General features: G+C 64.3%; 19 protein-coding genes. 16 read left to right on the top strand and 3 right to left on the bottom strand.

The features are described from left to right. Positions 1-5: 5 nt before the first annotated feature. Positions 6-1,148: an acyl-CoA dehydrogenase family protein gene (locus tag DW355_RS02150; protein WP_131277657.1), complete on the bottom strand. Its 1,143-nt coding sequence runs from the start codon at positions 1,146-1,148 to the stop codon at positions 6-8. A 470-nt stretch (positions 1,149-1,618) separates the two neighbouring features. On the opposite strand from DW355_RS02150, the gene DW355_RS02145 reads away from it, so the two are divergent. The 16 genes from DW355_RS02145 to DW355_RS02070 all read left to right on the top strand — a co-directional run bounded on the left by DW355_RS02145 (position 1,619) and on the right by DW355_RS02070 (position 16,007). Then, positions 1,619-2,770 (top strand): ABC transporter substrate-binding protein, encoded by a 1,152-nt coding sequence (locus DW355_RS02145; protein ID WP_131277655.1) that lies wholly within the window; start codon positions 1,619-1,621, stop codon positions 2,768-2,770. A 107-nt stretch (positions 2,771-2,877) separates the two neighbouring features. Further along, entirely contained in the window at positions 2,878-3,909 is a 1,032-nt protein-coding gene (locus DW355_RS02140; protein WP_131277653.1) for a branched-chain amino acid ABC transporter permease, read from the top strand. 2 nt (positions 3,910-3,911) lie between these two features. Continuing rightward, the gene (locus DW355_RS02135) at positions 3,912-5,762 is read left to right on the top strand and encodes a branched-chain amino acid ABC transporter ATP-binding protein/permease (RefSeq protein WP_131277651.1); all 1,851 of its coding nucleotides are present in this window, start codon (positions 3,912-3,914) and stop codon (positions 5,760-5,762) included. Continuing rightward, the gene (locus DW355_RS02130) at positions 5,759-6,532 is read left to right on the top strand and encodes an ABC transporter ATP-binding protein (RefSeq protein WP_131277649.1); all 774 of its coding nucleotides are present in this window, start codon (positions 5,759-5,761) and stop codon (positions 6,530-6,532) included. The genes DW355_RS02135 and DW355_RS02130 overlap by 4 nt, the downstream gene beginning before the upstream one ends. Further along, positions 6,529-7,557, top strand: coding sequence for a ketopantoate reductase family protein (locus tag DW355_RS02125; protein ID WP_131277647.1), 1,029 nt, complete (start codon positions 6,529-6,531; stop codon positions 7,555-7,557). Before DW355_RS02130 ends, DW355_RS02125 begins: the two co-directional genes overlap by 4 nt. A 35-nt stretch (positions 7,558-7,592) precedes the next feature. Continuing rightward, entirely contained in the window at positions 7,593-8,369 is a 777-nt protein-coding gene (locus DW355_RS02120) for a class II aldolase/adducin family protein (protein ID WP_207388066.1), read from the top strand. Positions 8,370-8,374: 5 nt separating this feature from the next. Next, positions 8,375-8,827, top strand: a complete 453-nt coding sequence (locus DW355_RS02115) for a DUF4116 domain-containing protein (protein WP_131277645.1) — start codon at positions 8,375-8,377, stop codon at positions 8,825-8,827. Positions 8,828-8,865: 38 nt separating this feature from the next. Continuing rightward, positions 8,866-9,333 carry a MarR family winged helix-turn-helix transcriptional regulator gene (locus tag DW355_RS02110; protein ID WP_207388065.1) on the top strand — a complete coding sequence of 156 codons (468 nt, stop codon included), beginning with the start codon at positions 8,866-8,868 and terminating at the stop codon, positions 9,331-9,333. Positions 9,334-9,485: 152 nt separating this feature from the next. After that, complete coding sequence (gene rfbF, locus DW355_RS02105) at positions 9,486-10,259, top strand: glucose-1-phosphate cytidylyltransferase (protein WP_131277643.1); 774 nt, start codon at positions 9,486-9,488, stop codon at positions 10,257-10,259. Then, on the top strand, positions 10,256-11,338 hold the full coding sequence (gene rfbG / locus DW355_RS02100; protein ID WP_131277641.1) for a CDP-glucose 4,6-dehydratase: 1,083 nt from the start codon (positions 10,256-10,258) through the stop codon (positions 11,336-11,338). The genes rfbF and rfbG overlap by 4 nt, the downstream gene beginning before the upstream one ends. After that, a complete protein-coding gene (locus tag DW355_RS02095; protein WP_131277639.1) occupies positions 11,335-11,913 on the top strand; it encodes a dTDP-4-dehydrorhamnose 3,5-epimerase family protein in 579 nt (192 codons plus the stop codon). Before rfbG ends, DW355_RS02095 begins: the two co-directional genes overlap by 4 nt. Then, positions 11,910-13,136: a class I SAM-dependent methyltransferase gene (locus DW355_RS02090; RefSeq protein ID WP_131277637.1), complete on the top strand. Its 1,227-nt coding sequence runs from the start codon at positions 11,910-11,912 to the stop codon at positions 13,134-13,136. The genes DW355_RS02095 and DW355_RS02090 overlap by 4 nt, the downstream gene beginning before the upstream one ends. Positions 13,137-13,192: 56 nt before the next feature. Further along, positions 13,193-13,939: a class I SAM-dependent methyltransferase gene (locus DW355_RS02085; protein ID WP_131277635.1), complete on the top strand. Its 747-nt coding sequence runs from the start codon at positions 13,193-13,195 to the stop codon at positions 13,937-13,939. Positions 13,940-13,942: 3 nt separating this feature from the next. Next, entirely contained in the window at positions 13,943-14,431 is a 489-nt protein-coding gene (locus DW355_RS02080) for an acyltransferase (RefSeq protein ID WP_131277633.1), read from the top strand. After that, the gene (locus DW355_RS02075; RefSeq protein ID WP_242671274.1) at positions 14,428-15,207 is read left to right on the top strand and encodes an NAD-dependent epimerase/dehydratase family protein; all 780 of its coding nucleotides are present in this window, start codon (positions 14,428-14,430) and stop codon (positions 15,205-15,207) included. The genes DW355_RS02080 and DW355_RS02075 overlap by 4 nt, the downstream gene beginning before the upstream one ends. A 20-nt stretch (positions 15,208-15,227) precedes the next feature. Beyond that, positions 15,228-16,007, top strand: a complete 780-nt coding sequence (locus DW355_RS02070; protein WP_131277631.1) for a cephalosporin hydroxylase family protein — start codon at positions 15,228-15,230, stop codon at positions 16,005-16,007. Between the two features lie 65 nt (positions 16,008-16,072). Here DW355_RS02070 and DW355_RS02065 read toward each other — a convergent pair whose 3' ends face one another. Together DW355_RS02065 and DW355_RS02060 are read right to left on the bottom strand one after the other, a co-directional pair. Next, on the bottom strand, positions 16,073-18,295 hold the full coding sequence (locus DW355_RS02065; protein ID WP_131277629.1) for a tetratricopeptide repeat protein: 2,223 nt from the start codon (positions 18,293-18,295) through the stop codon (positions 16,073-16,075). A 94-nt stretch (positions 18,296-18,389) separates the two neighbouring features. Further along, positions 18,390-19,904, bottom strand: a complete 1,515-nt coding sequence (locus DW355_RS02060; protein ID WP_131277627.1) for a flagellin — start codon at positions 19,902-19,904, stop codon at positions 18,390-18,392. Positions 19,905-20,376: the final 472 nt, after the last annotated feature.

The raw sequence follows: 20,376 nt of genomic DNA, 5'->3' as shown, positions 1-20,376 counted from the left end.
GCTGTTCACAGATAACCCGGCAGGGGCTCGCGCCCGAAGGCCATGGCCCCGGCGTTCTGGTAGACGATGTCGCCCAGAAAGGCGTGCTGCGTCACCGCGTTGGCGTCGCGCACGCAGCGGGCGATGGGGCTGGCGTTGTAGATGCCGGCCATGCCCGAGAGCATCTGGATGTCGCGCGCGACTTCGGCGCCGGTGCGCGCCGCGTGCGCGGCCGACAGGCGCAGCGCGCTGGTCTGCGCGGGCGAAACCGGGTCGCCCCGGAGCAGGCTGTCCCAGGCTTCGTCGATGGCCGTGTAGAACCAGGCCCGTGCCGAGCGCAGCAGGGCCTCGTTGCGGGCCAGGCTGGCTTGCGTGGCGGGGCGATCGCCCAGGCTGGGCGCGCCGGTCACGGCCTTGTGCCCGCCGGCCATGCGGCGCAGTTCCTCGATGGCGGCGCGGCCGATGCCGAGGTTGACGACGGCCAGCACCTGGGCCGCGAAGGACAGCGTGGGGTAGCGGAACATGGTTTCGCTCTGCCGGGACGGACCGCCCCGCACGAAGGTCCAGTCTTCGGGTACGACCACCTTGTCCACCACCAAGTCATGGCTGCCCGTGCCGGCCAGCCCGCTGACGTCCCAGGTTTCGACGATGGTGGCCTGTGCGCGTGGCAGCACGGCCATGCGCGGCAGGCTGGCGGCACCGCCTTCGGTCCCGACCTTGCGCGGACTGATGCCCACACCCAGCACAGTGGCACCCATGCAGCCGCTGGAAAAGCTCCAGCGCCCGCTGACCTCGATGCCGCCGTCCACATAGGGGGCGGGCTGGGGCGGGAAGATGCCGCCCGCAAACACCGTGTCGGGGTTGTCACGGTAGATCTGCTCGAAGGTCGTGGGCGGCAGTGCGGCCAGGTAAGTCGGGGCCATGCCGAAACTGGCGACCCAACCGGCCGAGCCATCGGCCTCGGCAATGGTTTCGATCAGCTCGCAGAACTGGCGTGCGCTCCATTCCAGGCCGCCCAGGCGCTTCGGCAGCAAGGCGCGGTAAACGCCCAGGCGTTTGAAGGCTTCGATGACGTCGGGCGAAATATGGCGTTGGCGTTCGAACTCCGCCGCGCGCGCGCGGATGTCGGTCAGCAGGCCTTGCAGCGTGTCCGGGGATCGGGTGGTCATGGTCCTGGTGCTCCTGTGGCAAATCTGAAAGGGCGCGAATTGGCTCGAATTAGATTGCCAAGTTAATTCATGTGAAATTTCAACTAAATAAAAAGATGAAGACGCCTGGAAAATTGGAGGCGCAACCCCTTCTTTCGAAATTGAGTTGAGCAATTAGTGGGCCAGCTTTGATGAATCACTTCCTTGGAAAACAAGGATTCGAGCGAACTTTTGGCACCGAGAGCGTGCGCCTTGCCCGTCATTTGGGGTGCGAAGTGCCACGCAAGCGTGCGCGCCGTTCGGAGGCCAGCAAGTTGTTTTTCCTGCCTATCAACGGCCGGAAATATTCATTCACAATTCAAGTGAATGGTGGCATGAAAGATGCTTGATGTCTCTGCCCCCGTCCGCCGGACTGCTCAGGCCGGGGGTGCCTGCCTGAGGCAGGCTGGCGCGTAGCGACCTTGGGCGGCCGGCTTATTTGGAGTATGGATATGGCGATGAAGCGGATGGTGAGCGCCCTGGCCGCCTTGGCGATGGGTGTCGGCTTGGTGGCGGGCGCGCAGGCCCAGGTGAAAATCGGCGTGGTGACCTCGTCCACCGGACCCGTGGCCCTGGTGGGCATTCCCCAGAAGAACTCGATCGAATTGCTGCCGACCAAGATGGGTGGCCTGAGCGTCGAGTACATCTCGCTCGACGACGCGAGCAACCCGACGGCTGCAGTGACGGCGTTCAAGAAGCTGGTGGGCGATGGCGTGGACGCCATCATCGGCCCGAGCGGCACGCCCGCCGCCATGGGTGTGATCCAGATCGCGGCCGAGGCCGGCGTGCCCATGCTGGCCCCGGTGGGTGGCGCGGCGGTGGTGCTGCCCATGACCGAGCCCAAGAAATGGGTCTTCAAGACCACCCAGAATGACGACATCATCGCCGAGGCCCTGGTCGGACACATGAAGTCCAAGGGCGTGAAGACGCTGGGCTTCTTCGGCCTGGCCGATCCCTTCGGCCAGAACTGGCTCACGGTGACGACCGAGCTGGCCGAGAAGGCCGGCATCAAGGTCGTCGCCTCGGAGCGCTTCCAGCGCCAGGACACTTCGGTCACGGCGCAGTCGATCAAGCTGATCTCCGCCAAGCCGGACGCCATCCTGATCGCCGCGCCCGGCAGTTCCTCGGTGCTGCCCCAGACCACTCTGGCGGACCAGAAGTACGCGGGCCAGATCTATCAGACGCACGGCGCAGCCCTGCCGGATTTCCTCAAACTCGGCGGCAAGAAGGTCGAGGGCACGGTGCTGGCTGCCAGCCTGATGCTGGTGATGGACGAGGTGAGCGACAAGCACCCGTCCAAGAAGATCGCGGCCAAGTACATCGCCGACTACAAGGCCAAGTACGGCGCGGAGCCGGCCACCTTCGGCGCCAACGTCTATGACGCCGGTCTGTTGCTGCAAGCCACGATCCCCGTCGCGGCCAAGAAGGCCAAGCCCGGCACGCCCGAGTTCCGCGCGGCCCTGCGCGACGCGCTGGAGCAGATCAAGGACCTGCCCGGCACCCAGGGCGTCTACACCATGACGCCGGCCGACCACAGCGGTTTCGACGCGCGTGGTCGCGAGCTGATCACGGTGAAGGATGGCGCCTGGCGCCTCGTGAAGTAAAGAAGCAAGACGACCGAGTCGACGCGGTACCCCGGTCGCCTCCTGCTTGTGCGTTGCGCGAGCAGGGTGGCCGGCGGCACCGGGTCCCTGTTTCTGATCGCCCAACGATGAACCTGCAAATCATTGCCCTGCTGGGCCAGGACGGCGTGAGCAACGGCGCGATCTACGCGCTCGTGGCCCTGGCCATCATCCTGGTCTTTTCCGTGACCCGGGTCATGCTGATTCCCCTTGGGGAATTCGTGGCCTTCAGCGCGCTGACCATGGCGGCCATGCAGGCCGAGCGGCCCGTGCTGATCGGCTGGCTGGTGCTGGCCCTGGCTGGGCTGGGTGCGCTGGCCGACGTGGGCTTGGCCGTGCGGGGGCGCGCGGCCTGGCGCTGGGCATCGCTGGCTTGGCCCGCGTACGGGCTGGCCCTCGTGCTGGCCCTGGCGTTCCTGCCGCTGCATGAACTGCCCATGCTGTTGCAGGCCGTGTTGACGTTGGCCGCCATCACGCCGCTGGGCCCTTTGATGTACCGTCTCTTCTTTCAGCCCGTGGCGCATGTGTCAGGCCTGCTGTTGATGATCATCGCCATTGCGGTGCACGTCAGCCTGCTGGGCGTGGGCTTGCTGGTCTTCGGTGCCGAGGGCTCGCGCACCGCGCCGTTCTCCGAGGCCAGCCTCGACCTGGGCACACTGAGCATCGCCAGCCAGACGATCTGGGTGCTGGTGGTGTCGCTGGCGCTGATTGGCGGGCTCTACGCCATGTTCGAGCACACGCTCTACGGCAAGGCCCTGCGCGCCACGGCCCTCCAACAGCTGGGCGCGCGGCTGATGGGCATTTCGCCCGTGCTCGCGGGCAAGGTCAGCTTCGCGCTGGGCACCTTCATGTGCGCCCTCTCGGGCGTGTTGATCGCGCCCCTGACCACGCTGTATTACGACTCGGGCTTCATCATCAGCCTCAAGGGTTTCGTGGGCGCCATCATTGGCGGCCTGGTGAGTTATCCGGTCGCGGCCCTCGGCGCGCTGGCCGTGGGCCTGGTTGAATCCTTCTCGACCTTCTGGGCCAGTGAGTACAAGGAAGTCATCGTGTTCACGCTGATCCTCCCCTTCCTGCTCTGGCGCTCGCTCAAGAGCGGCGGCCGCGAGGAGGAACACTGAAGATGAAAAACGCGCGACGTCAAGGCATCGTCATCACTGTGGGACTGCTCGTCCTGCTCCTGATCCCGCTGCTGTCCACCTCCTTCTACATCACGGTACTCAACAACATCGGCATGTACGCCCTGACCACGCTGGGCGTGGTGCTGCTGACCGGTGTGGCGGGCATGACGAGTTTTGGCCAGGCAGCCTTCGTGGGCCTGGGTGCCTACACCACGGCAGCCTTGATCGGGCCCTCCGTGCTCAACCTGGGCGCGATGGCGGGCATCCCGTGGATCGCCCTCGGCCTGGGCCTGCTCATCACCCTGGCCTTTGCCTTTGTGCTGGGTCTGCTGACGCTCAGGCTCAGCGGCCACTACCTGCCGCTGGGCACCATCGCCTGGGGCATGTCGCTGTATTCGCTGTTCGGCACGCTGGAGAGTCTGGGCAGCCACACCGGCATCGCCGACCTGCCGCCGCTCAAGATCGGCGGCGTCGTGTTCGGCGACGGGCCGCGCATGTACTACCTGATCTGGGGCAGTGTGCTGCTGGCCGCGCTGTTGATTCGCAATTTGCTGGAGTCGCGCATGGGGCGCGCCATCCGCGCGCTGCGCGGCGGACAGGAGATGGCGACCTCCATGGGCGTGAACGTGTTCCGCGCCAAGATGGTGGTGTTCCTGATCGCGGCGGGTCTGGCAGGCATCTCAGGCTGGCTCTATGCCTACACGCAGCGTTTCGTCAGCCCCGCGCCTTTCAATGTGCCGTCGGGCATCGACTACCTTTTCATGGCCTTGCTCGGCGGCGTCACCAGCCTCTGGGGTGCGCTGATCGGCGCCAGCATCGTCGTGCTGCTGCGCGAATGGCTGCAGGATCTGCTGCCTCTGCTGTTGGGGCGCGCGGGCAATTTCGAGAGCATTGTCTTCGGCCTGCTCATCGTGCTGGTGATGCAACGCTGGCCGGGTGGTGTCTTCGGCGCGGTGTCCATGCTGCTGACCCGGCGCTTCCAGCTCGCGCCGCGCAGCCACGCGCGCCTGCCGGCACGAGACCCGCGGCATGCTGGTGTGACTGGTGCGGCCGGTGCCCGGGCCTTGCCTCAGCGGGCCCGTCCGCAACCCGGCGAGCGGGTGCTGGACGTGCGTGGCGTGACCAAGCGCTTTGGCGGTCTGGTGGCCAACAGCGCCATGTCGCTGCAGGTGGGGGCGGGCGAGATCATGGCCGTGATCGGCCCCAACGGTGCCGGCAAGAGCACCTTGTTCAACCTGATCTCGGGCGTGATGGCACCTGACGAGGGCGACGTGATCTTCCGCGGCCACCGCGTCAACGGACAGAGTCCGCGCCTGCTGGCCGCCGCCGGCTTGTCGCGCAGCTTTCAGCACGTCAAGCTCTTGCCCGAGATGACCGTGCTCGAAAACGCCGCCCTCGGCGCGCACCTGCGGGGTCGCAAGGGCGTGTTCGCCTCGGCCCTGCGGCTGGACGGCGAGGACGAAGGGTGCCTGCTCAATGAGGCGCGCGTCCAGCTGGAGCGTGTGGGCCTGGGCGAATTCCTGGACCGCCCGGCCGGCAGCCTGGCCCTGGGTCAGCAGCGCATCCTGGAGATCGCGCGCGCGCTCTGCGCCGACCCCTGTCTGCTGTTGCTGGACGAGCCCGCGGCGGGACTGCGCCACAAGGAGAAGGAGGCGCTGGCCGAACTGATCCGCAAGCTGCGCACCGAGGGCGTGGCCGTGCTGCTGGTCGAGCACGACATGGATTTCGTGATGGGCCTGGTGGACCGCATCGTCGTGATGGAGTTCGGTCAGAAGATCGCCGAAGGCCCGCCGGAAGCCATCCAGCGCGACCCGGCGGTGCTCAAGGCTTACCTGGGTGGGGTGGACGAATGAACGCAGACCAGAAGCCAAGGCCGCTGCTGAGCGTGCGCCATCTCAGCGCCGCCTACGGGCGCATCGAAGCCATTTCCGACATCCACCTCGAGATCGGTCAGGGGCAGATCGTCACCGTGATCGGCCCCAATGGCGCGGGCAAGAGCACGACCCTCGCCGCACTCATGGGCCTGCTGCCCCTCAGTGGGAGCGAGTGCGAAGTGCGGTTCGACGGCGAGAATCTGGCGGGTTGCGACATCGAGCAGCACGTGGCGTGCGGCATCGCCCTGGTGCCCGAGACGCGAGCCCTGTTCGCGCAGATGAGCGTGCAGGACAACCTGGTGTTGGGGGGCTTTCGCCTGCGCGGCCAATCGCGGCAGGCCAGGCAGACCGCGCTGGCAGAAGTCTATGAACTGTTCCCGCGCCTGAAAGAACGCGCGAAGCAGGAGGCCGGCACCCTGTCTGGCGGCGAACGCCAGATGCTGGCCCTGGGCCGTGCCCTGATGGGGCAACCGCGCCTGCTGATGCTGGACGAGCCCTCGCTGGGCCTGGCGCCGTTGATCGTGCGCGACATCTTCCGCATCATCGTCGAGCTGCGCCAGCGCGGCGTGTCCATCCTGCTGGTGGAGCAGAACGCGCGTGCCGCGCTCAAGGTGGCGGACCACGCCTACGTGCTGGAGCTGGGACGCGTGTCCATGCAGGGTCCGGCGCGTGAACTGGCGAATGACCCGCGCGTGATCGAGGCCTACCTGGGGGCCGCGGGTCGGCATCAGGAGTTGCTGTCCTCATGAACGAAGCCCGATCCGCCGAACCCTTGCGCATCGGCGTAGCCGGCGCGGGCGCCATCGGCTGTACCCTGGCCACTTTGTTGGCCCGGGTGGAGAACGGCGGCACCGAGGTGCGGGTGCTGGCGCGCGGCGCCACCCTGCGCCAGATGCAGGTCGAGGGCCTGACCTTGCACCGGCGCGGCGAGCGCCTGCAGGCCCGTGTCATCGCTTCCGACGACGCGACCCAATTGGGCGAGCAGGATGTGCTGTTTCTCTGCAGCAAGTCGCAGGATCTGGCTGCCTTGCTGTCGGCCGCGCGGCCCCTGGTCGGGCCGCAGACCCTGGTGATTCCGCTGGTCAACGGGGTGCCCTTCTGGTTCTTCCAGGGTCAGCCTGGGCCCTGGGGCCGCCGCGCCGTGCAGGCGGTCGACCCGCAGGGCGTCCTGCTGAACGCACTGGAACCGCAGCAACTGCTGGGCGCCGTGACCTTCATCACCGCCGAGCGCACCGGGCCGGCACAAGCTGTGTCGGACAACCCCCTGCTCATCGTGCTGGGCGAGATCGATCAACGCTTGCCCGGTCCGCGCATGCAACGCCTGGCCGAGGTGCTGAGCCGCGCGGGCATCGAGGCGCGCTGTGTGCCGGCGCTGCGCGACACGCTCTGGACCAAGATCCTGGCCAACCTCACGTCCAATCCCCTGTCGGTCGTCAGCGGCGCCACCTTGGACGCCATCTACGGCGATGCACGCCTGCTACCCATCGTGCGGCGTATGCTGCAGGAGGGGTTGGCGCTGGCCGCGGCCTATGGCGCGCGCATCCCCTTCGACCCGGCCTCCTTCATCGCCGAAGGCGCGGCCATGGGTCCCATCCGCACGTCCATGCTGCAGGACCACCTGGCCGGCAGGCCGCTGGAGCTGGCGGCCATTGGCGACGCGGTGCTGGAACTCGCGCGACTGCAGGACATTGCCATGCCCGTGACCGCGCGCATGATTGCCCTGGCGCATTTCCGAGAGGAAGTGGCCACCCATCCCATCCAACTCGCCGCGTGACCGTTTGCGTTGCCACAACCAGGAGTACACCCACCATGGACATGACGCCCCGAACCCAGACCCTGTTCAAGCCTGGTCACCTGTCCGACGAGGAATGGGCGCTGCGCTGCGAACTGGCCGAGTGCTACCACCTGATCGACTATTTTGGCTGGACCGAGACCATCTTCAACCACATCTCGGCGCGTCTGCCCGGCCCGGCCCACCATTACCTGGTCAACCCCTTCGGGCTCAACTACACCGAGATCACGCCGGCCAACCTGATCAAGGTGGACCTGAACGGCCACAAGATCGAGGAGTCGCCCTACGATGGCAACCCGGCCGGCTTCGCCCTGCATGCCGCGATCCACGGCGCTCGCGAGGACGTGCATTGCGTCATCCACACCCACACCACGCCGGTCTCCGCCGTGGTGCAGAAACAGGGTGGCATCGACCACAACAGCTTCTACGGTGCACAGCTCTTTGGTCGCGTGGGCTACCACGACTTCGAGGGCATCACCCTCTTCGCCGAGGAAAAGGGCCGCATGATCGCCAGCCTGGGCGACAAGCATGTGCTGGTGCTGCGCAACCACGGCATCGCGGTGGCGGAAGCGTCGATCGCCAAGACTTTCTTCCTGCTCTGGACCGTGCAGCGCGCAGTCGAAATCCAGTGCGCCGCCGGGGCCTTGCCGGGGCCGGACGTGCCACTGTCCGACGACATCAAGACCAAGTGTCGTGACCTGGCCGCCCAGCTCATCAGCGAAAGCGGCTTCGCCAAGCAGTTCTTCACAGCCATGGTGCGCAAGATGCACACGGAGCGCGGGCCGAGCTGGTGAAGGGCATGGACAAGACGGCGGCGCTGGCCCGGGTGCGTGCCGACGGCTACGCGCTGGCACGGCTGGATGCAGTCCTGCGGGACGATGACGATGTGGTCTGGCAGGCCGTGCGCGTCACAGGCATGGCGCTGGAGTTCGCTTCCGAGCGCCTGCGCGCGGCCAAACCCATGGTGCTGGCCGCGGTCGGGCAGGATGCACTGGCCCTGGTGCATGCGGCCGAGGCTCTGCGCAACGACCGAGATGTGGTGCGCGCGGCGATGAGGAGCAACTTCATCGTCTATGCCCTGGCCTCGCGCGCGCTCAGGGAAGACGAAGCCTTCATGCTGCAGCTGTTTCGCAACGAGGTGCGGGACCAGGTGCTTTGCGGCTTCATGCCGCAGGAGATCCCCGAGCTGATCGCCGAGGCCTTGCGCGAGCGTGAAACACGCAAGATGCGAGCGCTGGCTGAGCCACAATAAGCGCAAAGAGAACAAGCGCGTCTTGAAGGAGGCACCCGGTGAGCAAGCAACTGAGCCGTCACAACCCGGCCAGCGAAGATTTCGTCAAGGATGATTTTCCGTTCTACTGGGTCGCCCGGCTGAACAACATCTACCACCATCACATGGAGCGCGCCCTGCGCAAGGTGGGGGCCGACCTGCCGACCTGGCGCATCCTCTTCATCCTGCGCGAGAACGGCACCTCCAGCATGTCGGAGATCTCGCTGCACGCCGTGGTCAAGCTGCCGACCATCACCAAGATCGTCTACCGCCTGCAGGAGCGCGGCCTGGTGCTCACCTCCACCTCTGCCGCCGACGGCCGCGTGACCGAGGTCTCGCTGACCCAGGCCGGCGAGCAGATGATCGTCGACATGCGCAAGGCGACCGAGAACGTTTTCCTCAAGGGTTACGAGGGACTGACGCCGATCAAGATCGCGCGGCTCAACAAGATGTTGATGCAGGTGTTCGACAACCTCAGCCATTATTGAGGGCGCCACCCGCGGCGCCGGTTCACCCCTCGTCACGGCGACGCGCCCCGGGCAGAAGCGTGAAATAGACCGGCTAGTCCCGGCAATTTGCCTGTTCTGCGTGCTGGCCTTGGTTTACGCTCCCGGTCGGACCTACATCACGGCAGCAATCCATGAAAGCAGTCATTCTGGCCGGTGGCCTGGGCACGCGCATTTCCGAGGAGACCCACCTCAAGCCGAAACCGATGATCGAGATCGGTGGCAAGCCCATTCTTTGGCACATCATGAAGATCTATAGCGCGCACGGCGTGAACGACTTCGTGATTTGCTGCGGCTACCGTGGTTACGTCATCAAGGAATACTTCGCCAACTACTTCCTCCATACCTCGGACCTGACCTTCGACATGGCCAGCAACCGCATGGAAGTGCACCAGCGACACGCCGAGCCCTGGCGCGTGACGCTGGTGGACACGGGCGAGGACACCATGACCGGCGGGCGCCTGAAACGCGTCGCGGAGTATTTGACGGATGAGGACGCGTTCTGCTTCACCTACGGCGACGGCGTGGCCGACGTGAACATCGCCGAGGCCATCCGCTTTCACAAGAGCCATGGCAAGTTGGCCACGGTCACCGCCGTGCAGCCGCCGGGCCGCTACGGCGCCTTGCAGATGCAAGGGGATCAGGTGCATGGTTTCGCGGAGAAACCCCGCGGCGATGGCGGCCTGATCAATGGGGGCTTCTTCGTGCTCTCGCCGCGCTGCATCCCCCGCATCGCGGGTGATTCAACGAGCTGGGAAGGCGATCCGTTGGCGGGCTTGGCCAAGGACGGTGAACTCATGGCCTTTGCGCATGGTGGCTTCTGGCAACCGATGGACACGCTGCGCGAAAAGAACCTGCTGGAAAATCTTTGGGCCGAAGGGCGTGCACCCTGGAAGGTCTGGCAATGAGTCTTGCCGGGCCTGACGCGGCTTTCTGGCGTGGCAAGCGTGTCCTGCTGACCGGTCATACCGGCTTCAAGGGCGCCTGGCTGGCACTGTGGCTGCAACGTCTGGGCGCCCAGGTCACGGGCCTGGCGCTGGCGCCGGCCACGCGCCCCAATCTTTTCGAGTTGGCGGGAGTCGCCTCCGCGCTGGACCACCACGTGGTGGATTTGCGCGACGCCGAGGCCGTGGCCCGTGTCGTGCGCGACAGCCGTCCGGAAGTGGTGCTGCACCTGGCCGCCCAGGCCCTGGTGCGCGAAGGCTACCGCGAACCGGTGAGCACCTGGGCCAGCAATGTCATGGGCACGGTGCACCTGCTTGATGCCCTGCGCCGCCACCCCGGCGCGAAGGTGGTCGTGTGCATCACCACCGACAAGGTCTACCGTAACCATGAGTGGCCCCACCCCTACCGCGAAGGCGATGAATTGGGCGGGCACGACCCCTACAGTGCGAGCAAGGCCGCTTGCGAGCTGGCCATCGCCAGCTACCGCGACGCCTTCCTGAAGGAGCAGGGCCTGGCCCTGGCCAGCGCGCGCGCGGGCAACGTCATCGGTGGCGGCGACTGGGCCGCGGACCGCCTGTTGCCGGACGCGGTGCGCGCCTGGCAGGATGGCCGCGCCTTGGAGATCCGCCGGCCCGAGGCCACCCGCCCCTGGCAGCATGTGCTGGAGCCCTTGGCCGCCTACCTCGTGCTGGCCCAGACTTTGTGGACCGACGCCTCGGCCGCCCAGGCCTGGAACTTCGGCCCCTTGCCCCACGAACGGGCCACGGTGCGCACGGTGATCGATCTGGCGCGAACCACTTGGCCGGGCGGTCAGGTCAACTATGCGCAGCACATCGATGGTCCGCACGAAGCGGGCTGGCTGGCGCTGGACACCTCGCTGGCGCAGACCCGCTTGGGCCTGGCGCCACGCTGGAACCTCGCGGAGTCCGTGGGCCGCACGCTGCGTTGGTACCGGGCTCTGCACGAGGGCGCCCAGGCGCAGGCGCTGTGCCTGGCCGATCTGGACGCCTGGCGTGGTGTTGAAGCGAGGGCGGCGGCGTGAGCGGCAGCCTGAACGTCATCGATTTGCCGCTGGCTGGCTTGAGGCGCGTGCAGCGTCGCCTGCGCTCGGACGAGCGCGGGGTGTTTTCCCGCCTCTTCTGTGCCGAGGAACTCCGGCCGGCCGGCTGGGTCTGGCCCATCGCACAGATCAACCACAGCCTTAGCCGCGGTCGAGGGCTGGTGCGCGGCCTGCATTACCAGCAGGCGCCGCACCAGGAGGCCAAGCTGGTGAGTTGTGTGCGGGGCGAGGTGTGGGATGTGGCGGTGGACCTGCGCCCGGGTTCGCCCACCTTCCTGCGCTGGCATGCCGAGCGCCTGAGCCCGCAGGCCAGCGACACGCACGGCTCGGCCTTGCTGATCCCGCCTGGCTTCGCCCATGGCTTCCAGGTCCTGAGCGATGAGGCTGAACTGATTTATTGCCATTCCGCGCCCTACGCACCGCAGTCCGAAAACGGGCTACCCGTGCAGGATGCGCGTCTGGCCATCACCTGGCCGCTGCCCGTGCAGGGCTTGTCGGTACGGGACGCGGGCTTCGTGCCCCTTGGGCGAGACTTTGCTGGAGTTGAAGTGTCATGAAATGCCGCCACTGCGGAGCCGAGTTGCGACTGCCCTTTCTGGATCTGGGCAGCGCACCGCCGTCCAACGCCTACCTGACCGAGGCCGCGCTGCACGGCCCCGAAACCTGGTACCCCCTGCGCCTGCTGGTGTGTGAAAGCTGCTGGCTGGTGCAGACCGAGGACCATGCCGGCCGCGAGCAACTGTTCGATGCCGACTACGCCTACTTCAGCTCCTATTCCAGCTCCTGGCTCGCGCACGCGCGGGCCTACGTGGAGGCCATGCGCGCGCGCTTCCAGCTCGGCGCGCAAAGCAATGTGGTCGAGGTGGCCGCGAACGACGGCTACTTGCTGCAGTACGTGCGGCAGGCAGGTGTGCCTTGTTATGGCATCGAACCCACGGCCAGCACGGCGGTGGCCGCACGCAAACTGGGCATCGAGATCGTGGAGCGTTTCTTCGGCGTGGCCCTGGCGCGTGAACTCGTGGCCGCGGGCCGCGGTGCCGACCTGACCGCGGCCAACAATGTGCTGGCTCATGTGCCCGACATCAATGACTTCGTGGGCGGTTTCGCCATCCTGCTGAAAGAGCAGGGCGTGGCGACCTTCGAGTTCCCGCACCTGCTGCGCATGGTGCAGGAATGCCAGTTCGACACGGCCTACCACGAGCACTATTCCTATCTGTCGCTGACCGCCGTGCAGCGCATTTTTGCGGCCAACGGCCTGCAGGTGTTCGACGTGGAGGAACTGCCCACGCACGGCGGCAGCCTGCGCGTCTATGCCCAGCGCGCCGACACCGGCCGGCATGCCATGGCATCGGCCGTGCAGGCCGTGCTCGTGCGCGAGCGTTCGGCCGGCGTCGGCAGCCCCGGTTTTTATGCCGGCTTCCAGCGTGAGGCAGAACGCATCAAGCGCGAGTTGCTGGAGTTCCTGTTGCAAGCCAAGCAGGCTGGCCGCAAGGTGGGTGCTTATGGCGCAGCGGCCAAGGGCAATACCCTGATGAACTTCGCGGGCGTGCGCCCCGACCTGCTGCCTTACGTGGTGGACCTGAACCCGGCCAAGCAGGGAAAGTACATGCCCGGCAGCCGCATCCCCATCGTGGGCGAGGACCATCTGCGCCAGGACCGGCCGGACGAGGTGCTCATCCTGCCCTGGAATCTGCGCACCGAGATTGCCGCGCAGCTCGTTTACATTCGGGCGTGGGGCGGGCGGTTTGTGACCACGGTGCCCACACTACGGGTGGAATGAGATTAATCGGGTGGGCGCAGTCTCAGTTGGGCAACTTTTCAGAAAAGGATCGGTAAATGGCAAATCATGCCCCCGGGGGATTTTTTGGCATCGGCGACGGGGTGAATTTTCGAGCAGGTCTCCAGCAATGCATCAATTCTATGGAAGTCCAGGACGGCATCTATGCCGGAGACAACCTCTTCACCATCAACCGCAACCTGAGTTTTCTGGAAGACAGTGCCTTGATGGCGGCGCATGGAAAACACGTCAGTAATTTGGCGGAGCATTCAGTTATTTGGCGCGTGGCAACCATTCTCTGGGGCGTTCGCAATGGCTTGCGTCTGGAAGGGGACTTTGTGGAATGCGCTTGCTACAAGGGGACGACGGTTCGAATCGTCTGTGACGCGGTTGGTTTTGCGCAGATCCCTGATCGAAAGTACTACCTGTATGACTTGTTTGATCACGATCCCACCATGCCCCACCATGCCATGCTCGAGCATAGTCGCCGCCTCTACCAGCAGACGCAGGGGCGTTTCTCCGATTGCCCCAATGTCACGGTCACGCAAGGCAGAGTGCCTGAGATTCTGGCAAAGGTTGCGCCCGAGAAAATTGCATTCATGCACCTGGATCTGAACAACGCCGAGGCTGAGGTCGGGGCGCTGGAGGTTCTTTTCGATCGCCTCGTTCCCGGCGGCGTACTGATTCTGGATGATTACGGCTGGCTGGCTTATCGGCAGCAGAAACTGGCGGAGGATCCGTGGTTCGAGGCACGTGGCTACCGGGTTCTTGAGTTGCCGACGGGACAAGGCTTGGTCATCAAATAGACCATGCTGCTCATTGAGCCCAGCGCCAGAATATCGCCTCTGGCTGATATCGAAGACTCCACGCGGGGAAGCCGCATCGTGGTGGGCGCGCGCTCGGTCATCGACAGCTTCGTGAAGGTCAAACCCGCCGGGGGTAGTGGCGACTTGGTGATCGGCGAGCAGGTCGTCATCAACTCAGGCTGCGTGTTGTACACAGGACAGGGCATCACCATCGGCAACCATGTGGCGATTGCCGCCAACTGCACGTTTGCCCCGGTGAACCATGCGTACAAGGACAAGTCGCGCCTGATCATGGAGCAGGGATTTTTGCCCGGCAAGGGCGGCATTGTGATCGAGGACGATGTCTGGATCGGCGCCAACTGCGTTTTGCTCGACGGTGCCGTGTTGCGGCGCGGTTGCGTGGTGGGAGCGGGCAGCCTGGTGCGTGGCGAGCTCGCCGCCTATACCGTGTATGCGGGGCAACCTTTGCGCGCGGTGGGAGAGCGGCGGTGAACTGGACCGTGTTGGGGGCCTCGGGCGTCATCGGCCGCCGCCTCGTCGCGCAGTTGCGTGGCATGGGAGAAGCCGTTCACGCACCCGTGCGTGGCGATGCAAGCTTGTACCAGCGCCCTTTGGGGCATGTCATCTATGCCATCGGGTTGACGGCCGATTTTCGCCAGCGACCCTACGACACCGTTCAGGCGCATGTGAGTCTGCTGGCCGAGGTGCTTCAGCGCACTGACTTCGAGAGCCTGCTCTATCTGTCGTCGACCCGGGTATACGGGCGTGCTAGCCACGGGCGCGAGGACGCGCCGCTGCCCATGCTGGCTCAGGACCCCTCGGATCTTTACAACCTCTCCAAGCTCATGGGAGAGTCCCTGTGTTTGCATGGTGGGCGCTCCGGGGTGCGCGTGGTGCGGCTGTCCAACGTGGTCGGTGGCGACGATGAGGATTCGGCCAACTTCGTTCCCAGTCTCTTGCGCGAAGCGCGTGCGGGTCGGATCGTGTTGCAGACTGCCCTGGATTCCGCCAAGGACTACATTCACATCGATGACGTGGCCGAATTGCTGCCACGCATCGCCGCGCAGGGGCGTGAGCGCCTCTATAACGTAGCCAGTGGCGTGCAGACCTTGCATAAGCAATGGGTGCAGCAATTGACGATGCAAACCGGCTGCGCGGTGGAGGTGATGCCCAATGCGCCCACAACGCATTTCGCACCGATTGATACGCAACGTATTCGCACGGAGTTCGGCTATCGGCCGCGTTCCGCCTTGTCCGTTCTGACTTGATTTTTCAGGAGCTTCTTTTCATGACCGATCCGATCCAGCAATTTGCCGGGGAACGCCGTCAGCAGATCGCTGGCTATCCTCAAGACACGGCCTTCACCGCCCAGTCACAGGCGTGGTTAGAGGCTTCCATGCGCAGGCGCTATGTCTACAACTTCGACTGGCTTGGGCGTCCGATCATTCAGTACCCGCAAGACATGGTGGCCATGCAGGAGCTGGTCTGGACCACGCGACCCGACCTCATCATTGAAACCGGAATCGCGCATGGCGGTTCCCTCATCCTGAGTGCGTCATTGTTGACCATGCTGGACTACTGTGATGCGGTTCAGGCTGGCGCCGTGCTGGATCCTCGTGCCAGCAAGCGTCGTGTTTTGGGTCTGGACATCGACATTCGTGAGCACAATCGCGCGGCGATCGAGGCGCATCCTATGGCGCACAAGATCGACATGATCCAGGGATCGAGCGTGGCTCCCGATGTGATCGCGCAAGTGAAGTCGTATGCACGAGATTACAAGCGCATCATGGTTTGTCTGGATTCGATGCACACGCACGACCATGTCATGGCCGAACTGGCTGCGTATGCGCCACTGGTCACATCGGGTTGTTATTGCGTGGTCTTCGATACTTTTGTCGAAGACATGCCTGCCGACCTGTTCCCTGATCGTCCCTGGTCGCCTGGCGACAATCCCAAGACGGCGGTGCGTGCGTACTTGAAAGATCATCCGGAATTCGAGATCGATGCTGCGATGCCACACAAGCTACAAGTCACGGTGGCGCCGGACGGCTTTCTGAAGCGCAAGTGAAACGGTTGGCGACGCGCCAGCATGCGCATCGCCAACTGGTGGGCATCTTTCAGCCCCCCCGCCCTTCAGTTTGTGCGCGCGACGAGGGCTTCCTGCGCGTAGCGCAGGTACGTGACTGCGAATTCCGTGTGGCCGTGGGCATGTTCCACTTCGGCCAGATAGCTCAAGGCCACCGGGTCGTTGGGAACGGCGCAAAGAATGCGCTCAGCCAGATCCGTCACTTCTCGCCAGCTGCGGTGAGTAATCTGTCCGGCCATGTTTTCACTGGCGCTATCCTGAAGGGCGGTGCGCTCTTGTGCGTGCTGCTTGGCCCTGACCAGAAGTGCTTCCAGCTTTTGATGGGCTTCATGGAGCGAGACGCGTTGGCCAGGCGCCAAGCCCACGCCCGGCTCGGGTGGCAGTGCCCACTCGGTCGGGGCTTGGGGTAGCCAGCTTTCGATCAGCTTGCCTTGCGCCTCGATGTCATCGGGGTGTTCGCCTTGGGCCAGCCACTGCAGCCACATCACGCGCAGTCCTTCGCCAAAGTGGTGGTTGAATATGTCTTCGCGCATCAGTACGGATTGCTCCACCTCACGACGCAAGCCTAGGCGCAAGGTGTTGAGTGCGTCGACGTCAGCAGCCAGTTCGCACGCAATGCGCAGATAGTCGTCTTTGGTCTGGGTCAGCCATTCGGTGCGCCCCAAGTAGGTCAGCAAGCCTGTGCCCATGCGGCTTTTGAAGCTATTGCCTTCCATCGTGACCATGGGCAAACCCATCCACAGCAAGTCAAATGAAGTCGTGCCGCCCGTGAGCGGAAAGGGATCAAGCGCAATGTCGATCCGGTGGTAAGTCAGGTATTGATTGCGGTTGTCCAGTCGCACCAGATCGAGTCGGTTCAGGTCGATTCCCAGGCGGGCGCAACGGGCCCGGTAATCGGCGGCAAAATCACTCTGCTCCAAACCCTTGCCTTCGATCAGCAAGCGTGAATTGGGGACCGCAGCCAGAATCTTGCCCCAGAGTGTGAGCACTTCATCGGTGAGTTTGCCCAGGTTGTTGCAGGAGCCGAAGGTGATGAAGCCATTTGTCAGCGCCGGTGTGGGTTTGACACTGTAAGCAGGTTGATAGCGCCAGAGCGGGCTGCGGCTGTGCGGGCGGTAGCAGCAGAAAAAGGTGGGCAGGCGGTACAGATGTTCGCTGTACTGGTCATCGGCATCCGGCGGGTCGGTGACGTCGTCCGTGAACTTGTAATCAACGGCGCTCAGTCCTGTGGTGGCCGGGTAGCCGATCCACGATACCTGCAAGGGAGCCGGTTTGCGAACCATCGCCGACAACCCATTGCCGCCGGTGTGTCCGGCCAAGTCAATCAGAATGTCGATCTCCGCATCCTGGATGGCCTGGGCCTGCTCTTGCGCGTTTTTGTCGGATACCTTGATGAAATGATCCGCGTGGTAGCGCACCCGCGCGGTCACATCGTCGTCCGTGGGCGAGAGGTAGAAAGCGTAGACCTCGAATTGGCGGCGGTCCAGTTGCGACAACAGTCCTTCGACGAAGTACATCACGGCATGCATCCGAAAGTCCGGCGACAGAAAACCCACTTTCAGTCGCCGCCAGGGGCCGTGGCGGCGCGCCGCGTGATCTGGCCAAAATGGTTTGAGCGGTGTTTCGAAGACCGAGGCGTACTCGCGGGCTGCAGCGGTGATCTGTTGTGTGTTGGCATCGGGGTCGGCCAGCATGAAGAGCAACAGGTTGGTGTGGTGGGCGATATCCCTCGGACTCAGGGTGATGGCCAGCTTGCAATCTTCCACCGCTTCATGCACTTGTCCCAGTTCGCGCCTGTGGATGGCACGTTGATTGAGCGCGCCGATTTTGTCCTCGGTGGACTCGGCAAGCTCCCAGGCCTTGTTGGCTGCAGCTAAGCCTTCTTCGTGCTGTGTCAAGGGATAACAGGCCCGAGCCAGATGAATCCAGCTGAGAGATTTGTCCGGCCGCAGGGTACAGATTTTTTTCAGTATGGGGTAGGCCGTGGTGACCTGTCCCTCCTGCATCAGGATCTGAACGTAATTGATCAATAGGTCAGCATCTTCCGGGTGGAGTGCGGCGCCTTGGCGATAGGCGGCGATGGCCTGATCCGTCTTGCGCAGTTTGTTCAGCGCAAAACCCAGCATCTGATGCGAGCGCAGATGCCGTCCGTTCTTGCGCAATGTCAGGCGGCACAGGCGGACTACTTCGGGCCAGTCATGCTTCAGAAAGGCCTGGCTGATCCTGACGGCACTGGGGTCGGCTTGCTGCTGAGTGGTGGGAGCGGGCACGGTGGACTCGGATAATCAAATGGGAACCGCAAAAAGAAAGGGCACGTTCACACATGTGGTGTGACGTGCCTTCCCGGGTGACCGAAGGCCGAATTTAGCCTTGCAGCAACTGCAACACGCCTTGCGGAATCTGGTTGGCTTGCGCCACCATGGCTGTGCCCGCCTGCTGAAGAATCTGCGCGCGCGACAGCGCCGCGGTTTCCGCCGCGAAGTCCGCATCCATGATGCGGCTGCGAGAGGCAGACAGGTTCTCGGTCGTGATCTGCAAGGCGTTGACGGTCGATTCAAAACGCGACTGCAGGGCACCCAGCTTGGCACGCTCACCGCTGACGAAGGCCAGGGCCGAGTCCACCGTCTTGAGCGCGTCGTTCGACTTGTCCACCGTCGTCACGTCCAGGTCCGCCACCTTGTGCAAGGTTGACGATGTGTCCGCGCCCACGTAGGCATTGGAAGCCGCGACCGTGCCGCCGGCTGCGTGGCTCAGAACGAAGGACTTGTTCGAGTCGAAGGTCAGGTAGCCGCTGACGATGGCATTTTGTCCGGCGGAGTCCGCCGTCAGGGTCATGGTGCTGACTGCGGACAGCGCACCGCTGCTGTCAGGTCGCATCTTCGCGACCGTGACGTCGCCTGCGTTGATCACCGACGTGTCGGACACCATGATGTCGTTGCCCGTGATGTTGGTCAGCACCAGGGCGGTACCTGCTGCGTTCAGGCTCGCAATCACGCCGGTCTTGGACGATTTTTCGTTGACGGCGGCGATGGCATTGGAAAGTCCATCGGGGGTGCCTGGGTTCGAGATCGAGAAGGAGATTGGCTCCGGTGTGCCGTTGTCCGACTGGATGGTCAGGGTGTGAGCGCCGACGGATTGGAAGGTCATCAGCAGATTGGTCCGGGCTTCGGCCGTCACGCCTGTGGCCGGCGTCACCTGATTGACTTTGACGGCCACCGATTTGGCGGTTTCGTTCGCCGCCACGTTGACCGCTGCGCTGCCCGCCGCAGCGTTGATGGTGAAGGCTTCGCTCGACATGCCGTTGGCGCCGAAGGTCGCGCCGGATGCCACGGACTGTGCGGCCGTTACCGTGTTCAGGGCCTGGTTGTTGCCGTACACGCCGGTGCGCAGATTGGCCGTGGCCGCCACGATGGTCTGGTTGGCGTTGGCGCCAATCTGGAACTGGGCTGTGCCGAAGGTGCCGTCCAGCAGTTTCTGGCCGTTGAATTCGGTGGTGGCGGCGATGCGGTCCAGTTCGGCGACCAGTTGAATCACTTCCTGGTTCAGGGCTTGGCGGTCACCTGCGCTGTTGGTGGCGTTGGCCGACTGCACGGCCAGTTCACGCACCCGCTGCAGGATGGCGCTGGCGGCGCCCATGGCACCTTCCGTCACCTGGGCCAGCGAAATGCCGTCGTTGGCGTTGCGGGCGGCTTGCGTCAGGCCGCGGATCTGGCTGGTGAAGCGCTCGGAAATCGCCAGGCCGGCGGCGTCGTCCTTGGCGCTGTTGATGCGCAGGCCGGACGACAGGCGTTGGATCGCCGTGCTCAACGACTTGTCGCTGATGCCCTGGTTTCGCTGGGCGGTCAGCGAGTTGATGTTGGTATTGATGACGGCTGCCATTGAAAACTCCTTCAGTTCAAGTTCAGGGTTGCGGCCTCCACCTCGCGGGATAGGCCGGGTTCCATGCCATGACTCCATGAGACGGAACCGGCATTGCGTGGGAAAGATTGTGGGTGGCGGGTCTGCGGGCGTAAGCTGGATAAATGGGGTGGAAACCTGCCAGTTTTCAAATTCAAGTCTCAAGTTCCCGCTCAGCCTGCCGAGAGGCGCGCTCACCCGGGGGGATGGCGTCAAACGGATGAGAGTGAACGCTTATTCTTCTTTTAAGCGAAGAAAAGGGCTGGAAAAATGGCTCTTTTCTCGCTTTAGTTCTAAAGTTCCTGCTGCTAGAGGCCGATGCAGAAGCTGAGGACTGGTCCCTGCAGGGGGGTTTGGTCTTTGGCATGAGATCCCTCGCGCCAAACACCAAAGTCTTTGCGTTCAAGGGGCCCGCCCGAGTTGCTTGCTGAGGAGACGCCATCTCCCAGCTAGC

Source organism: Hylemonella gracilis, assembly GCF_004328645.1.
In the GTDB taxonomy this organism is placed as follows: Bacteria; Pseudomonadota; Gammaproteobacteria; order Burkholderiales; family Burkholderiaceae_C; genus Hylemonella; species Hylemonella gracilis_B.
The sequence above is the reverse complement of the archived record's forward strand: the minus strand, read 5'-3'. Positions and strand labels throughout refer to the sequence as shown.

What these genes read in the sequence shown, in the direction of transcription:
- DW355_RS02120 (WP_207388066.1), top strand. Translation starts at nt 7,593, where the DNA reads ATGGACATGACGCCCCGAACCCAGACCCTGTTCAAGCCTGGTCACCTG.
- DW355_RS02135 (WP_131277651.1), top strand. Translation starts at nt 3,912, where the DNA reads ATGAAAAACGCGCGACGTCAAGGCATCGTCATCACTGTGGGACTGCTC.
- DW355_RS02150 (WP_131277657.1), bottom strand. Translation starts at nt 1,148, where the DNA reads ATGACCACCCGATCCCCGGACACGCTGCAAGGCCTGCTGACCGACATC.
- DW355_RS02125 (WP_131277647.1), top strand. Translation starts at nt 6,529, where the DNA reads ATGAACGAAGCCCGATCCGCCGAACCCTTGCGCATCGGCGTAGCCGGC.
- DW355_RS02080 (WP_131277633.1), top strand. Translation starts at nt 13,943, where the DNA reads ATGCTGCTCATTGAGCCCAGCGCCAGAATATCGCCTCTGGCTGATATC.
- DW355_RS02060 (WP_131277627.1), bottom strand. Translation starts at nt 19,904, where the DNA reads ATGGCAGCCGTCATCAATACCAACATCAACTCGCTGACCGCCCAGCGA.
- DW355_RS02115 (WP_131277645.1), top strand. Translation starts at nt 8,375, where the DNA reads ATGGACAAGACGGCGGCGCTGGCCCGGGTGCGTGCCGACGGCTACGCG.
- DW355_RS02085 (WP_131277635.1), top strand. Translation starts at nt 13,193, where the DNA reads ATGGCAAATCATGCCCCCGGGGGATTTTTTGGCATCGGCGACGGGGTG.
- DW355_RS02145 (WP_131277655.1), top strand. Translation starts at nt 1,619, where the DNA reads ATGGCGATGAAGCGGATGGTGAGCGCCCTGGCCGCCTTGGCGATGGGT.
- rfbF (WP_131277643.1), top strand. Translation starts at nt 9,486, where the DNA reads ATGAAAGCAGTCATTCTGGCCGGTGGCCTGGGCACGCGCATTTCCGAG.
- rfbG (WP_131277641.1), top strand. Translation starts at nt 10,256, where the DNA reads ATGAGTCTTGCCGGGCCTGACGCGGCTTTCTGGCGTGGCAAGCGTGTC.
- DW355_RS02070 (WP_131277631.1), top strand. Translation starts at nt 15,228, where the DNA reads ATGACCGATCCGATCCAGCAATTTGCCGGGGAACGCCGTCAGCAGATC.
- DW355_RS02130 (WP_131277649.1), top strand. Translation starts at nt 5,759, where the DNA reads ATGAACGCAGACCAGAAGCCAAGGCCGCTGCTGAGCGTGCGCCATCTC.
- DW355_RS02090 (WP_131277637.1), top strand. Translation starts at nt 11,910, where the DNA reads ATGAAATGCCGCCACTGCGGAGCCGAGTTGCGACTGCCCTTTCTGGAT.
- DW355_RS02140 (WP_131277653.1), top strand. Translation starts at nt 2,878, where the DNA reads ATGAACCTGCAAATCATTGCCCTGCTGGGCCAGGACGGCGTGAGCAAC.